Annotated in this window: 14 protein-coding genes; 8 read left to right on the top strand and 6 right to left on the bottom strand. The window is 67.4% G+C overall.

From position 1 onward, the window contains the following. The first annotated feature begins 69 nt into the window (after nt 1-69). Nucleotides 70-654 (top strand): TetR/AcrR family transcriptional regulator C-terminal domain-containing protein, encoded by a 585-nt coding sequence (locus tag ACWDUN_RS05430; RefSeq protein ID WP_449925568.1) that lies wholly within the window; start codon nt 70-72, stop codon nt 652-654. On the opposite strand, the gene ACWDUN_RS05425 is transcribed toward ACWDUN_RS05430, so the two are convergent. The 4 genes from ACWDUN_RS05425 to ACWDUN_RS05410 are packed head-to-tail and all read right to left on the bottom strand — an operon-like array spanning nt 651 to nt 4336. After that, the gene (locus ACWDUN_RS05425) at nt 651-1184 is read right to left on the bottom strand and encodes a 2'-5' RNA ligase family protein (protein ID WP_449925565.1); all 534 of its coding nucleotides are present in this window, start codon (nt 1182-1184) and stop codon (nt 651-653) included. The two genes, ACWDUN_RS05430 and ACWDUN_RS05425, sit on opposite strands and share 4 nt — an antisense overlap. A 2-nt stretch (nt 1185-1186) precedes the next feature. Further along, complete coding sequence (gene bioD, locus ACWDUN_RS05420) at nt 1187-1864, bottom strand: dethiobiotin synthase (RefSeq protein WP_449925562.1); 678 nt, start codon at nt 1862-1864, stop codon at nt 1187-1189. Further along, a complete protein-coding gene (locus ACWDUN_RS05415; RefSeq protein WP_449925560.1) occupies nt 1861-3006 on the bottom strand; it encodes an 8-amino-7-oxononanoate synthase in 1146 nt (381 codons plus the stop codon). The genes bioD and ACWDUN_RS05415 overlap by 4 nt, the downstream gene beginning before the upstream one ends. A 37-nt stretch (nt 3007-3043) precedes the next feature. Then, a complete protein-coding gene (locus tag ACWDUN_RS05410) occupies nt 3044-4336 on the bottom strand; it encodes an adenosylmethionine--8-amino-7-oxononanoate transaminase (protein WP_449925557.1) in 1293 nt (430 codons plus the stop codon). Between the two features lie 94 nt (nt 4337-4430). On the opposite strand from ACWDUN_RS05410, the gene ACWDUN_RS05405 reads away from it, so the two are divergent. From ACWDUN_RS05405 to ACWDUN_RS05385, 5 genes are read left to right on the top strand one after another with little or no spacing between them, the layout of a single operon-like run. Continuing rightward, on the top strand, nt 4431-6599 hold the full coding sequence (locus ACWDUN_RS05405; protein WP_449925554.1) for an acyltransferase family protein: 2169 nt from the start codon (nt 4431-4433) through the stop codon (nt 6597-6599). 1 nt (nt 6600) lies between these two features. After that, entirely contained in the window at nt 6601-8730 is a 2130-nt protein-coding gene (gene glgX / locus ACWDUN_RS05400) for a glycogen debranching protein GlgX (protein ID WP_449925551.1), read from the top strand. A 13-nt stretch (nt 8731-8743) separates the two neighbouring features. After that, nucleotides 8744-11014 carry a malto-oligosyltrehalose synthase gene (gene treY, locus ACWDUN_RS05395; RefSeq protein ID WP_449925549.1) on the top strand — a complete coding sequence of 757 codons (2271 nt, stop codon included), beginning with the start codon at nt 8744-8746 and terminating at the stop codon, nt 11012-11014. Continuing rightward, complete coding sequence (treZ, locus tag ACWDUN_RS05390; RefSeq protein ID WP_449925546.1) at nt 11014-12732, top strand: malto-oligosyltrehalose trehalohydrolase; 1719 nt, start codon at nt 11014-11016, stop codon at nt 12730-12732. Before treY ends, treZ begins: the two co-directional genes overlap by 1 nt. A gap of 27 nt (nt 12733-12759) precedes the next feature. Then, nucleotides 12760-13218: a hypothetical protein gene (locus ACWDUN_RS05385; protein WP_449925543.1), complete on the top strand. Its 459-nt coding sequence runs from the start codon at nt 12760-12762 to the stop codon at nt 13216-13218. 2 nt (nt 13219-13220) lie between these two features. Here ACWDUN_RS05385 and ilvA read toward each other — a convergent pair whose 3' ends face one another. After that, entirely contained in the window at nt 13221-14495 is a 1275-nt protein-coding gene (ilvA, locus tag ACWDUN_RS05380; RefSeq protein WP_449925541.1) for a threonine ammonia-lyase IlvA, read from the bottom strand. 114 nt (nt 14496-14609) lie between these two features. Here ilvA and ACWDUN_RS05375 point away from each other — a divergent pair, with 114 nt between their 5' ends. Next, on the top strand, nt 14610-14801 hold the full coding sequence (locus ACWDUN_RS05375) for a hypothetical protein (RefSeq protein ID WP_449925538.1): 192 nt from the start codon (nt 14610-14612) through the stop codon (nt 14799-14801). On the opposite strand, the gene ACWDUN_RS05370 is transcribed toward ACWDUN_RS05375, so the two are convergent. Continuing rightward, the gene (locus ACWDUN_RS05370; RefSeq protein WP_449925535.1) at nt 14798-15193 is read right to left on the bottom strand and encodes a MerR family transcriptional regulator; all 396 of its coding nucleotides are present in this window, start codon (nt 15191-15193) and stop codon (nt 14798-14800) included. The genes ACWDUN_RS05375 and ACWDUN_RS05370 overlap by 4 nt on opposite strands. A 60-nt stretch (nt 15194-15253) precedes the next feature. Between ACWDUN_RS05370 and ACWDUN_RS05365 the strand changes: the two genes are divergently transcribed. Continuing rightward, nucleotides 15254-15697, top strand: a complete 444-nt coding sequence (locus tag ACWDUN_RS05365; protein WP_449925533.1) for a PPOX class F420-dependent oxidoreductase — start codon at nt 15254-15256, stop codon at nt 15695-15697. The last annotated feature ends 4 nt before the right edge of the window (nt 15698-15701 follow it).

Below are 15701 nucleotides of genomic sequence, written 5' to 3'. Positions count from 1 at the left end.
CGTCTGAACGTCGCCGCCGACAGTTGAACACTGTTCAGGCTTGAACGGTGTTCAGGTTAGGGTAAGGGTGTGCAGCTCCACAAACGGGACGTCGTCGACACGGCGACCGCACTGCTCGACGATTTCGGGATCGCCGACCTGACCATGCGCCACCTGGCGCGCGAACTCAGCGTCAGCCCGGGCGCGCTGTACTGGCATTTCGCCAACAAGCAGGAACTGCTGGGGGCGGTCGCCGACCGGATCCTGCAGCCGGCGTTGGACGATCCGGCAACCGGCCGCTGGCAGGATCAGCTCACGGCGTCGTGCCGCCGGCTTCGCGATGCGCTGTTGTCGCACACCGACGGTGCCGAATTGGTGTCGGCCAGTTTCGCCGCCGGACAGTCCGAGGCGATGACGCAGATCGTGGCGCGGCTGAGCGACGCGGCAATCGCGGCAGGTGTTGCGGATTCACATGCCGCGCTGGCCGCCCGCACCGTCGTCTACTACGTGCTGGGCTTCACCGTCGACGAGCAGTCCCGGCTGCAGTGGGACGCCGCGGGCGCCGAATTGCCGGAGAGTCAGTCCGCGTTGGCCGGCGGCGCCGACCAACGCTTCGCCTTCGGCCTGGGCTTGCTGGTGGACGGCATGGCCGCGCACAGCCGGCTCGTGCGTTAACCGGCAGCCAAGTCGATCGGGTACTCGACCCGCGCATCGCCGTCCCAGTGCCGCAGCCCGGTCAAGGTCCCGGCAAGATCCGCGCCGGTGCCCACCACCGTCATCGCCCGCTCCAGCTGCCCGGCATCCACGCGCCGCGCCAACGTGACGTGCGGTGTCCACTGCCCGGTCGCGGCGTGCGCCAGCGGCCCGGAGTTCATGTGCGGCAGGCAAATCCGGTTCACCTCGGCATGCAGGTCCAGCAGTGCCCGCGACGGCACCACCAGCAGCGCCAGAGTGAACGGTCCCCGACCGAACAGCAACGGCGCACCCATCCGGCACGGCACCGGCATCAGGTCGGCCACCGCCTGTAGCGCGGTGTCGACCTCCGATGACAGCGCGGCACCCACCGTGACCGTGACGTGCGGGCGATTGCTGGGTGATCGGTGCGAGGCCTGACTGCGCACCCCCGCCTCGGCGAGCGCATCCCAGATGCCCCGCACCGCCGCATCGGCGGCCGCGTCCAGGGTGAGTTCGACCGAGTGCACCATGACTAGACCAGACTCTCGATCCAGGTCCGCTCGAAGGCGGCGGCGCTGAGCGACTCGAACTGCGCGGCCGTCAATGCACCCGCCCGCGCTGGCAGTACCGCGCGCACCGGCGCCAGCGCCGCCAGCGCGTCCCGGTTCCCCCGTTCGGCGACGCCGGGTTCCTGCGGCCAGGCGCCGATCACCAGGCCGGCACAGCGGACACCTTGGCCCGCAAGGGATTCCAAAGTAAGGGCGGTGTGATTGAGCGTGCCGAGACCGGCCGCCACCACGACCAGAACCGGAGCCCGCAGTGCGACCGCCAGGTCGCGCAGCGTCACACCGTCGGCACCCAGTTCGACCAGCAACCCGCCGGCACCCTCGACGATCGTCAGCCGTCCGGGGGCGTCGACGGCCCGCACCGCGTCGAGCAACGCCGACCGACTGGGCAGCGGCAGTCCCGCGCGGGCAGCGGCAGCCACCGGGGCCAGCGGTTCCGGATAGCGCCAACCTCCGTGCAGCGCAGCGATTCCGGCCTGCCTGCGGACCTCCCCGAGGTCGTCGTCGCCGTCGATGGTGCCGGTCTGCACCGGTTTGCACACCGCGACGTCCAATCCGGCCAACCGTCCCGCACATGCCAGCGCCGATGTCGTCACCGTCTTGCCCACGCCGGTGTCGGTGCCGGTGATCAACAGGATCGTCATCGGCTGTGCCCGAGCACGTCGGTGAGCACCGCACGCGCCGACGCCATCTCGTCGGGGGTCAGCGCGGCCCGCGCGGTCAGTCGCAGCCGGGAGGTCCCTGCCGGAACGGTCGGCGGCCGGAAACACCCAACCCGAACCCCGCGCTCCAGACATGCAGCGGCCGCGGCGACGGAGACCTCGGGATCGCCGAGGATCACCGAGACCACTGCCGAGGTCGGTTCCTCGGCCACATCGCAGATCTGCGCGAGCTCGGCCGCCCTGGTGAGCACCGCATCGGCCAGTTGCGGTTCGCCGATGAGTACCTGCAAAGCGGCCAGCGCCGCCCCGACCGACGCCGGGGCCAGGCCGGTGTCGAAGATGAACGGCCGCGCGGTGTCGATCAGGTGGGCGCGCACGGCGGCCGGACCCAGCACCACCCCGCCCTGGCTACCCAGCGCCTTGGACAGCGTCGTGGTCATCACCACGTCCGGTTGCCCGGCCAGCCCGAGTTCATGGAGCAGGCCCTGTCCGCCGACACCGCGCACACCGAGACCGTGTGCCTCGTCGACCACGAGCAACGCGCCGGAGCGCCGGCACACCTCGTGCAGTTCACGAAGTGGCGCCAGCGCTCCGTCGGTGCTGAACACCGACTCGGTGACCACCACCGCCCGGTCTTCCGACCGGGTGGACAGGGCGTCGGCGACAGCGTCGACGTCGCGGTGCGGCGTCACCGCGACGCGGGCCCGCGCCAACCGGCAGGCGTCGACGATGGAGGCATGCGTCAGCGCGTCGGAGACCAGCAGCGATCCCGGCCCGGTCAGGGAGACCAACGCACCGATATTGGCGGTGTAACCCGAGGAGAAGACCAGTGCCGATTCGGCACCGACGAACTCGGCGAGCGCGGCCTCGAACTGCTCGTGAAGTTCGGTGTTGCCGGTGACCAGGCGTGAGCCACCCGAACCCGCGCCCCAGGTGCGCAACGCCTGCACCCCGCCCTCGAGGACGGCCGGGTGCTGCGAGAGGCCGAGGTAGTCGTTGGAGGCCAGGTCGAGTTCGGTGCCCACCGGCGGCCGGACCCGCAGGGTGCGGCGAAGTCCCTGCGCGCGGCGGCGCTCTTCGACCTCGGCCAGCCAAGCCAACGGGGAAAGACCGGTACGCGTCACGGTGCTGGCTCCTCCTGAACGGTGTTCAATTCACCGATCAGGTTAGTGCACGCGCGACAGCCACCATGCCGCCACCGATCTGAGCGACTTCCTCGGTGCTGCAGATGAACGGCGGCATGGCATAGACCAGCTTTCCGAACGGCCGCAACCAGAGGCCGTGCCGCAACGCGGTCTCGGTCGCACGCACCATGTCGACCGGCTCGTGCATCTCGATCACGCCGATCGCACCCAGAACGCGGACGTCGGCCACAGCCGAGAGCTCACGTGCCGGCTCCAGGCCGGCGCGCAGTCCGGATCCGATACCGCGCACCGCTGCGCGCCAATCGCCCTCCAGCAGCAACTCGACCGCGGCCACCGAGACCGCGCACGCCAGCGCATTGGCCATGAACGTAGGACCGTGCATCAGTGCGCCGGGCTCACCGGCACTGATGGCCTGCGCGATGTCCGCGGTGCACAACGTGGCCGCCAGCGTCAGGTAGCCGCCGGTCAGCGCCTTGCCCACGCACATGATGTCCGGGCTCACCCCGGCATGGTCGGCGGCGAACAGCTCCCCGGTGCGCCCGAAACCGGTCGCGATCTCATCGAAGATGAGCAGCACACCGTGCGCGTCGCAGATACGGCGCAGCTCCACCAGATAGCGCGGGTCATGAAAACGCATCCCGCCGGCGCCCTGGACCACCGGCTCGACGATCACCGCGGCCAGTTCGTCGGCATGTTCGGCCAGTTGCGCCTCGAATGCCGCAACATAGGCCGGGTCGTAGGCACCCGGCACCGGCGGTGCGAACACCTGCCGGACCAGCACATCGCTCCAGATCGCGTGCATACCGCCGTCGGGATCGCAGACGCTCATCGGCGTGAAGGTGTCCCCGTGATACCCACCGCGCCAGGTCATCAGCCGGTGCTTGCCCGGCCGCCCGCGGCTGCGCCAGTACTGCAGCGCCATCTTCGCGGCCACCTCCACCGACACCGAACCGGAATCGCTGAAGAACACCGTCTCCAACCCGGCGGGGGTGATCTCGACCAGCAGCTGGGCCAGCCGGGCGGCCGGCTCGTGGGTGAGGCCCCCGAACATGACGTGGTTCATCGTCGCCAGCTGCGCGGAGATGGCGGCGTCCAACCTGGGGTGGCCGTGCCCGTGCACCGCCGTCCACCACGAACTCATGGCATCGAGGACCTCGATCTGGCGGCCATCGTGCACGACGCGCAGCCACGCACCCTTGGCGCCGACAGCAACCACCGGGGGCTGCGCGGCCCGGCCCATCGTGCTGTAGGGGTGCCAGATGTGCGCGGTGTCGATCGCGCTGATCTCAGAGGGTGTCAACGCCGGCATGGGATCGGACACTATCGCCCGGTGGAGCGGACACCTTCGCGCGCGCCCGCGACCTGAGGCACCCAGGTTCCTTAGGTAGATTGACTCCCCGACCATGATGACCCTCGCTCCAGCCCGACCTGCGCGTACCGCCGGTCCGGTGTCGACCGCCGGCACCGCATCGGCCACTCGCACCTCGGGCTTCTACCGGCATGACCTCGACGGACTCCGCGGGGTCGCGATCGCGCTCGTCGCGGTCTTCCATGTCTGGTTCGGACGGGTCTCCGGCGGGGTGGACGTCTTCCTGGCGCTGTCGGGGTTCTTCTTCGGTGGCCGGCTACTGCGCTCGGCGCTGGACGAGGCGGTCGCGATCCGCCCGGTGTCCGAGGTGATCCGGCTGGTCCGACGGCTGCTTCCGGCGCTCATCGTGGTCCTCGCGGCTGCCGCCGTGCTGACGATCCTCATCCAGCCCGAGACGCGCTGGGAGACATTCGCCGATCAGAGCCTGGCCAGCCTGGGCTACTACCAGAACTGGGAACTGGCCAACAGCGCCGCAGATTACCTGCGGGCCGGTGAAACCGTCAGCCCGCTGCAGCACATCTGGTCGATGTCGGTTCAGGGTCAGTTCTACATCGCGTTCCTGGTGTTGATCCTCGCGTTGGCCTTCGCGTTGCGCGGCCGCCTCGGCAGGCACCTGCGGACGGTGTTCATCGTCCTGCTCACCGCGCTGACCATCGCGTCCTTCGTGTACGCGATCATCGCGCACAACACCGACCAGGCCGTCGCCTACTACAACAGCTTCGCCCGCGCATGGGAGCTGACGCTGGGCGCACTGATCGGGGCGCTGGTGCCCTATGTGCGGTGGCCCATGTGGCTGCGCACCATCGTGGCCACCGTCGCGCTGGCCGCCATCCTGTTGTGCGGCTGGCTGATCGACGGCGTCCGCGAATTCCCCGGCCCGTGGACGCTGGTGCCGGTGGGCGCCACCGTGCTGTTCATCCTGTCGGCGGCCAACCGTGGTGCCGATCCCCGGGTGGACGGCAAGTTGCCGGCCCCCAACCGCCTGCTGGCCACCAAGCCGTTCGTGTGGTTGGGCTCGATCGCCTACTCGCTGTACCTGTGGCACTGGCCGCTGCTCATCTTCTGGCTGGCCTACAGCGGCAAGGAGCACGTCGACTTCGCCGACGGCGCGGTGGTGCTGCTGATTTCCGGCGTGCTGGCCTGGTTGACGATGCGCTACGTCGAGACGCCGCTGCGGTACCGCGCACCCGTACGCGCCGCGGACGCAGTGGTCATCCCGTGGCGCAAGCGGATGCGCAGGCCCACCATCGTGCTGGGTTCGGTGGTGACGCTGCTGGGTGTCACCCTGACCGCCACGTCGTTCACCTGGCGGGAGCACGTCACCGTCGAACGGGCCAGCGGCAAGGAACTGTCCGGGCTCTCGGCGCGCGACTATCCCGGTGCGCGAGCCCTGATCAACAACGCCAAGGTGCCCAAGCTGCCGATGCGCCCGACGGTGCTGGAGGCCAAGAACGACATCCCCGAGTCCACGCCCGCGGGCTGCATCAGCGATTTCGACAACGTCGACGTCATCAACTGCACCTACGGCAACAAGGACGCCCAGCGCACCATCGCGTTGGCCGGCGGCTCGCATGCCGAGCACTGGATCACCGCGCTGGATCTGTTGGGACGCCTGCACGATTTCAAGGTGGTCACCTACCTGAAGATGGGCTGCCCGCTGACCACCGAGCAGAAGCCACTCGTGATGGGTGACAACCGCCCCTACCCGAAGTGCCGGGAGTGGAACGAGAAGGTGATGCCGAAGCTGCTGGCCGACAAGCCCGATTTCGTCTTCACCACCTCGACCCGGCCCTGGAACATCAAACCCGGCGACGTGATGCCCAGCCAGTATCTCGGCATCTGGCAGGAATTCGCCGACGCCGGCATCGACGTGCTGGCGATGCGGGACACCCCGTGGCTGGTGCGCAACGGCAAACCGTACTTCCCGGCGGACTGCCTGGCCGCCGGCGGCGACGCCATCTCCTGCGGTATCAAACGCGCTGCGGTACTGTCCGACGTCAACCCCACCCTCGCCTACGTGGAACGGTTCCCGAACCTGAAGCCCCTCGACATGACCGACGCGGTGTGCCGACCGGACTTCTGCCGAGTTGTGGAGGGAAACGTGTTGATGTATCACGACGCTCATCACCTCTCGACCACGTACGTCCGCACCATGACGAACGAACTCGGCCGCCAACTCTCGGCTGCCACCGGCTGGTGGTGACATGGACATCACGGTCTGGCCCGGCACCGCCTACCCGCTCGGCGCCACCTATGACGGTGCGGGGACGAACTTTTCGTTGTTCTCCGAGGTCGCCGAGAAGGTCGAGCTCTGTTTGATCGCCAAGGACGGCACCGAAACCCGCATCCCGCTGGATGAGGTGGATGGATACGTCTGGCACGCCTACCTGCCGACGGTCAGCCCCGGCCAGCGCTACGGATTCCGGGTACACGGACCGTGGGATCCGGCCGCCGGACACCGGTGCGATCCGAGCAAGCTGCTGCTCGACCCGTACGGCAAGTCCTTCCACGGTGACTTCACCTTCAGCCAGGCGCTGTTCTCCTACGATCTGAAATCCGACCACCCGGCCGTGACGGGCGCGGATCCGGCGGTGGACTCACTGGGGCACACCATGACCAGCGTGGTGATCAACCCGTTCTTCGATTGGGGATCGGACCGGGCACCGCGCACGCCGTACCACGAGACGGTCATCTACGAGGCCCATGTCAAGGGTCTGACGCAGTTGCACCCCGACATCCCCGAGCAATTGCGCGGCACCTATGCGGGACTGGCGCATCCGGTGATCATCGAGCACCTCAAGTCCCTCAACGTCACCGCCATCGAGCTGATGCCGGTGCATCAGTTCCTGCACGACCACCGACTGCTCGAGCTGGGACTGCGAAACTACTGGGGCTACAACACCTTCGGATTCTTCGCGCCGCACGCGGAGTACGCGGCCAATCGCCATGCCGGCGGCGCGGTCCCGGAATTCAAGGCGATGGTGCGCTCCTTCCACGACGCCGGCATCGAAGTCATCCTGGACGTGGTCTACAACCACACCGCCGAAGGCAACCACCTCGGCCCCACGCTGAACTTCCGCGGTATCGACAATGCCGCGTACTACCGCCTACTCGACGGTGAGGAGCAGTTCTACAAGGACTTCACCGGCACCGGCAACAGCCTGAACGCGCGTCATCCGCACACGCTGCAGCTGATCATGGATTCGCTGCGCTACTGGGTGCTGGAGATGCACGTCGACGGTTTCCGGTTCGACCTCGCCTCCACCCTGGCCCGCGAGTTCTACGATGTCGACCGCCTCTCGGCATTCTTCGACCTGGTGCAACAGGATCCGGTGATCAGCCAGGTCAAGCTCATCGCCGAACCCTGGGACGTCGGCGAGGGCGGCTATCAGGTCGGCAACTTTCCGGGCCTGTGGACCGAGTGGAACGGTAAGTACCGCGACACCGTGCGCGACTACTGGCGCGGTGAGCCGGCGACCCTGGGCGAGTTCGCCTCCCGGCTGACCGGCTCGTCGGACCTGTACGAGAACACCGGCCGACGCCCCGGCGCCAGCATCAACTTCGTCACCTGCCACGACGGCTTCACCCTCGCCGACCTCGTGTCCTACAACGAAAAGCACAATGAGGCCAACGGCGAGGACAACCGCGACGGGGAAAGCCACAACCGGTCGTGGAACTGCGGTGTCGAAGGACCCACCGACGACCCCGAGATCTGCGCGCTGCGGGCCCGGCAGATGCGCAATGTCATCGGCACGCTGATGGTGTCGCAGGGCACGCCGATGATCAGCCACGGCGACGAGATCGGCCGAACGCAGGGCGGCAACAACAACGCCTACTGTCAGGACAACCCGGTCGCGTGGGTGGACTGGTCCAAGCTGGCCGAGAACACCGAACTGCTGGAGTTCTTCCGCAAGGCGGTGGCACTGCGCAAGAAGCACCCGGTGTTCCGCCGGCGTCGCTTCCTGGCCGGCAACCCGATCCGCAGCGGCGAACAGGAACGCGATATCGCGTGGCTGACACCATCGGGCACGGAAATGACGCCCCAGGACTGGGGTTCGGGCTTCGGTAAGAGCATCACGGTGTTCCTCAACGGCGATGCCATCCCCGAACCGAACGCCCGCGGTGAGCGGGTGCGCGACGACTCGTTCCTGCTGTGCTTCAACGCACACGACGAATCGTTGGATTTCGTGCTGCCTCCCGATGATTACGCCGAAAAATGGGTAACCGCGTTGGACACCGGCGACCCCGCCGGTGCCGACGAGGTGACGATTTCTGCCGGCGAGAAGATCTCGCTGCAGCCACGTTCGCTTCGGGTGCTGAAGAAAACGACCTAGGCGGTAATGGCTGATGGGTGTCCCGGTCTCCACATATCGGCTTCAGATGCGCGGTGACTCGTTCACCTTCGCCGACGCGGTGGACCTGCTGGACTATCTGCACGACCTCGGCGTCTCACACCTGTACCTGTCCCCCATCCTGACCGCGGCGCATGGTTCGGCCCACGGTTACGACGTCACCGACCCGACGACCGTCTCGGCGGCCCTCGGCGGTCCGGAGGGGCTGGCCGAGTTGTCGGCCCAGGCGCGCGCCCGCGGCCTCGGACTCATCGTCGACATCGTGCCCAACCATGTCGGCGTCGACGATCCGACCCAGAACGCCTGGTGGTGGGATGTGCTCAAGCACGGCCGGGATTCGTCGTTCGGAGCGTTCTTCGACATCGATTGGGAGGTGGCCGACGGCCGGATCCTGTTACCGGTGCTCGGTTCCGACGACGACGTCGCCGACCTCACGGTGGACGGTGATGTGCTGCGCCTGGGTGAGCGGACCTGGCCCATCGCCGCAGGGACGGCCGACGACGGCGCCGCGGGCCCCGCCGTGCACGACCGCCAACACTACAAACTCATCGGCTGGCGCAACAATGTGTGCGGATATCGACGCTTCTTCTCGATCACCTCGCTTGCCGGTCTGCGCCAGGAAGATCCGGCGGTGTTCGATGCGACGCACACCGAGGTGCGGCGCTGGTTCACCGAAGGCCTCGTCGACGGTCTGCGCATCGATCATCCCGACGGGCTGACCGACCCCGCGAACTATCTGCGGTGGCTGCGCGATCTGGTCGGACCCGCCGCCTGGATCGTCATCGAGAAGATCCTGGCTCCCGATGAGCCGTTGGACGTCACCCTGCCCGTGGACGGCAGCACCGGTTACGACGCGCTGCGTGAGATCGGTGGACTGTTCGTCGATCCCGCCGCCGAGCCGGAACTGAGCGGGATGTACGACACCGACGCCGAGTACGAGACGCAGGTCGCCGAGCTCAAGATCCGAGCCGCCACCGTGACCTTGGCCAGCGAGTTGGCCAGACTGCACCGTGCGATCGTGGCCGAGACCGGGTCGGATCACCCGCGGCTGTCGGAGTCGGTCGCCGAACTGCTGACCCACATCGGGGTATACCGGTTCGATTACCCTGTCCTGGCGGCGGTGGGACCGGTGGCGATCGCCGAAACCATCTCGGCACGTGGTGATCTCGCCGAGCCGCTGCAGATCGTCGCGGCCGCCGTCGCGATGGGAGGCGAGTCGGCCAAGCGAATTCAACAGTTGTGCGGCGCGGTGACCGCAAAGGCCGTCGAGGACTGCGAGTTCTACCGCGACGCGCGGCTGGTATCGCTCAACGAGGTCGGTGGCGAGCCGGACCGCTTCGGCGTCAGCGCGGCGGAGTTCCACGCCCGCGCCGCGGCGAGGGCGCAGCTGTGGCCGCGCGCCATGGTGACCACGTCGACGCACGACACCAAGCGCAGCGAGGACGTCCGCGCCCGGATCGGGGTGTTGTCGCAGGTGCCTGCGCTGTGGGCCGACCGGGTCGCGCGCTGGTCGCAGGTGGTGATACCGCCGGATGCTGCCACCGGACTGTTCCTGTGGCAGAACATCTTCGGTGTGTGGCCGGTCGGTGGCGAGGTCACCGACGAATTGCGTGATCGCTTGCACGCTTACGCCGAGAAGGCCATCCGGGAAGCCGCGGTGCACACCTCCTGGAACGAGCCCGACACGGAATTCGAGACCGCCGTGCACGAGTGGCTCGACTCCGTCGTCGACGGACCGGTCGCCACCGAGCTGACCGCGCTGGTCGATCAGCTGCACCCGCACGCCGTCAACGACGCCGTCGGGCAGAAGCTGCTGGCGCTGACCGTGCCGGGCATCCCGGACGTCTATCAGGGCACCGAGTTGCTCGATGACAGCCTTGTCGATCCCGACAACCGTCGCCCGGTCGACTATGCGGCGCGGCGGGCGGCATTGGCCGCGGGCACCGACCCCAAGATCCGGGTGGTCGGTGCCGCACTGCGCTTGCGCAGGGAACGGCCCCAGAGCTTCCTGGCCGGCGATCATCGGCCGCTGTTGTCGCACGGCGTGGCCGCCGATCACGTCATCGGGTTCTGCCGCGGCTCCGAGGTGGCGGTGGCCGTGAGTCGATGGACCGCGGGGTTGACCGAAACCGGATGGGGTGACACCACATTGACCTTGCCCGACGGGACATGGACCGACAGACTGACCGGGCGCAGGCTGTCCGGTCCGGTCGCCGCGGCCGACCTATTCGCCGAGTTGCCGGCCGTGCTGCTGGAGCGTGCGTGATGACCTCCTTCGAAGTATGGGCGCCGCGGGCGCAGCGGGTCCAGGTCGACGTCGACGGGTCCCGGCACCCGATGGTGCGCGAGGACGGCGACTGGTGGCGCGCCGAGATCGCCGCCTCCCCGCAGAGCCGGTACGGGTTCGTCCTGGACGACGACGACACGGTGCTGCCCGACCCACGATCGGCGCGCCAACCCGACGGGGTGCACGGGCTGTCGCAACTCTGGCGACCGCGCGATCTCCCGATGCCCTGGGCCGGGCGCAGCGTCGAGGGCGCGACCATCTACGAGTTGCACATCGGGACGTTCACCCCCGAGGGCACCTTCGATGCCGCGGTCACAAAGCTGGACCATCTGGTCGATCTCGGCGTCGCTTTCGTCGAGGTGATGCCGGTCAACGCGTTCAGCGGGACGCACGGCTGGGGCTATGACGGTGTGCTCTGGTACGCCGTGCACGAGCCATACGGTGGGCCGGATGCCCTGCTGCGGTTCGTCGATGCCTGTCACAGCCGCGGTCTCGGCGTACTCATCGACGCGGTGTTCAACCACCTCGGCCCATCGGGCAACTACCTGCCCCGCTTCGGCCCCTATCTGTCCAGCGGCAGCAACCCGTGGGGCGAGTCGATCAACATCGCCGACTCCGGTGCCGACGAGGTGCGCCGCTACATCATTGACTGCGCTCTGCGCTGGATGCGCGACTTCGGCGCTGACGGGCTGCGCCTGGACGCCGTGCACGCACTGGTCGACACCACCGCAGTGCACATTCTGGAGGAGCTGGCCGCCGAGACCGAGCAATTGGCACAAGAATTGGGCCGTCCGCTGTCGTTGGTCGCCGAGAGCGACATGAACGACCCGCGCACGATCACCCCGCGCGACCAGGGTGGTCTGGGCATGACCGCACAGTGGGATGACGATATCCACCACGCCATCCACACGGCGGTGTCCGGTGAGCGGCAGGGCTATTACGGCGACTTCGGTTCCCTGCAGACCTTGGCCCAGACCTTGGCGAACGGCTTCTTCCACGCCGGAACGTTCTCGTCGTTCCGCGGCCGGCGGCACGGCCGCCCGTTGGACACCGCCACCATCCCGGCCACCAAACTGGTGGCCTACACGCTGACCCATGACCAGGTCGGCAACCGCGCCATCGGCGATCGCCCGTCACAGAACCTGACGCCCGGCCAGCTCGCCGTCAAGGCGGCCCTGGCACTCGGATCGCCCTACACGGCAATGCTTTTCATGGGTGAAGAGTGGGGTGCGAGCACACCGTTCCAGTTCTTCAGCTCCCATCCGGAACCCGAGCTGGCCCGTGCCACCGCGGAGGGTCGCAAGGCCGAGTTCGCCGCCCACGGATGGGACGCCGCCGAGATTCCCGACCCACAGGATCCGGCCACCTTCGAGCGTTCGAAGCTGAACTGGGCGGAGGTGGGCGACGGTGTGCATGCCCGACTGTTGGAAACCTACCGAGCCTTGATAGCGCTGCGTCGCGGCGAACCCGATTTCGCCGACCCGTGGCTGACGCACCTGCGCGTCGACTTCGACGAGGACGCACGGTGGATCGTGCTGCATCGCGGCGCGTTCGCCGTCGTGTGCAACCTCGGTGAATCGCCGGTGTCGGTGCCGGTCACGGGTGAGGTCGTCTTGGCCTGGGAGCAGCCGACCAGCGAGGGTGACGCGACCGTGGTGCCGGGGTATTGTTTCGCAATTCTGCGAACTGTCAACTGAGCTTCCACAGCCTGTGCACAGCGCATTGTGAGGCTGCAGCGCGTTCGCCACGATGCGGATATGTCTGCCATTCTTCCGATTCCGCCGCTCGAATCCGCCACCGATCCGGTGCAGTCCTCCGCCGACATCGGCCAACGTTGGCGAGCCCTGATGGGCCCGTTCAGCTTTTACAGACCGCTGCTTCACTTCCTGTTCGTCGGATCGGACCGGCGATTCATCAAGGTGCTGACCGAAGTGGAGGTCGACCTGAGACCGGATCCGACACACGCGCTGCGCTTGATGCGCGTCATCGCCGAATTGATGGATGACAGCCCGCCGGACACCACGGTGGCTTTCTTACTCGCCAGGCCCGGCCGGGATGGGATTTCGGCGCACGACAGGCGTTGGGCGGCGGTGCTCAACGATTGCGCCGCTGCATACCGGGTCCCGATCGAGCCGTTCTTCCGGGCGAACGATGACGACCTCGTCGAGGTGTCGTCGGCATGATGTCAGGTCAGGTATCGGTAGGTCGGTGAACCCGGCTCCAGCAGCTCGACGTGCGCATCGGAATCGTGCATCCGCTTCAGCAACCCATCCAGGTCGCCTGCCGATCCCATCTCGATACCGACAAGTGCCTCCCCGGTCTCGCGGTTGTTGCGCTTGACGTACTCGAACAGCGTGATGTCGTCGTTGGGACCCAACACGGTGTCCAGGAATCCGCGCAACGCACCGGGCTCTTGGGGGAAGTCGACCAGGAAGTAATGCTTGAGTCCCCGGTGCACCAGCGAACGTTCCAGGATCTCGCCGTAGCGCGAGACGTCGTTGTTGCCGCCGGAGATGATGCAGACCACCGTCGTGTCGGGGGTGATATCGGCCTCCAACAGCGCCGCCACCGACAGGGCGCCGGCGGGTTCGGCGATGATCCCCTCATTCTGGTAGAGATCCAGCATTGCCGAGCAGACCGCGCCCTCGTCGACCGCCGTGATGGACAGCATGTCACCGGCCGCGGCGAGCGCGGCGTAAGTGTGGGTACCGGCCCTGGCAACCGCGGCGCCGTCGACGAACTGGTCGACATGCTCCAAGGTGACCGGGGTGCCCGCCGCCAGCGCCGCCAGCATCGACGCGGCTCCGGCCGGTTCGGCGCCCAGCACCGCGGTGCTGGTGGTGCGCTCGGACAGGTATGTGGTGATACCGGCGATACAACCTCCGCCACCCACGGGGACGATCACCAAGTCCGGCTCGCCGGGCAACTGGTCGAGCAGCTCGACGGCGATGGTGCCCTGCCCCGCCATGGTGCGCGGGTCGTCATAGGGCGGCACCAGGGTGGCGCCGGTGCGTGCGACGTCGTCGAGGGCGGCCTGCGCCGCCAGATCGTAGGTCTTGCCACCGACGATGAGCTCGATGAACTCGCCGCCGTGATAGCGGATGCGGTCGCGCTTCTGCTTCGGCGTCTTGGCCGGCACATAGATGCGGCCGTGCACACCCATCGAACGGCATGCGAGCGCGAAACCCTGGGCGTGGTTGCCGGCCGAGGAACAGACCACGCCGGCAGCGAGCTCCTCGGCGGTCAGCTGCATGAGCAGGTTGTAGGCACCACGAAGCTTGTAGGAGCGGACCGCCTGCAGGTCCTCACGCTTGAGATACACCTGCGCGCCGGTGATGTGCGACAGTCGGTCGCTGAACTGGAGCGGGCTGACCGTAACGACACCGCTAATTCGCTCGGCTGCCTCGTCCACGTCGGTGGCGGTCAGCGGCGAAGTGCGGTGATTCAGATCGGTCGACACCCGACAATGGTGCCACTACCTGGGCCGCCTGCGAAAACCGGTTATGCTCGCGGCGACATGCCGGATCGAAGATTTCGGTTGCCCGAACTTCATGTTCAGAGTTATCGTGTAGGCGTGACGACGCGCTCCGAAATTCCCATCGCCGGGGTCCCCTGGCCGATGTACAAGCTGCTTGCCCTGATGGTGGGCGCAGTGGTGCTGGTCGTCGTCGGCGTCGTCACCGCCAGCCTGGCCCCGGCCGTTTTGACCGCAGCCGCTACGTCAACTGTGGTGTGGCTGACCGGCGGGATGTCGGCCCGCCGCTAGCACTGGGTCGGCATGGCGTGCGGAATTCTGCACGAACAATCCTCGATCGACGGACATGGGCAATCCAGTCCTCGGGCGATGACTTCCTTGGCGTGCTGCAGCGCCAGCACCTGTTCATCGATCTCGACGAGCTTGGCCTCGGCCAGGGCGCGGGCCACGGTCTTGCCCGGCGTGTCATCCCCCATCAGGACTGCGATCTCGTCGAGGGCGAAACCTGCCGCCTTGCAGGCGGTGATGATGTCCAAGCGCACCAGCACGGATTCCTGATAACGCCGCTGACCGCCGACGCGGTCCGGTGCCGGTAGCAGACCCACCTGCTCGTAGTAGCGCAGCGCGGTCGGCGCGACGCCGGCGCGGACGGCCACCTCGCCTATCGTCATCGATGCCGCCATGGAACCGGCCTCCTCGCAGGACTTGACTTCGAGTCAACTCTAAGTTGTTCACTGTCGATCATGACATCCACCAGAGCCGATCTGTCCGCCCTACGTTCATCCCGCTACGCGATGCTGCGCACCTACCGCAGGGACGGAGAGCCGGTCGACACGCCCATCTGGTTCGTTCTCGAAGGCCGAACGGTATTGTTCCGCAGCAAGATCGGACCCAAGACGCGAAGGTTGCAAGCCCATCCGGACGTCCGACTCGCGATATGCGATCACCGCGGCAACAAGGTGGGTGATTTCATGCCCGGTCGGGCCCGGATGCTGGCCGGCGACGACGCGCAGCGTGCCAACACCGCGCTACATCGCCGTTACGGGTGGCAGTGGAACATCCTGCCGCTACTGAAAATTCCGGGTATCACCAATGTCCACCGCGACCTGCCCATCGGTGAGAAGTTCCGGCGGACACGCCACCGCGACCTGTGGCCGGACAGCGCGATCGCGGCGATCGACCTCTGACCGC

This window comes from Mycobacterium sp. NPDC003323 (genome assembly GCF_053589535.1).
This window is presented reverse-complemented; position numbering and strand designations above follow the sequence as displayed.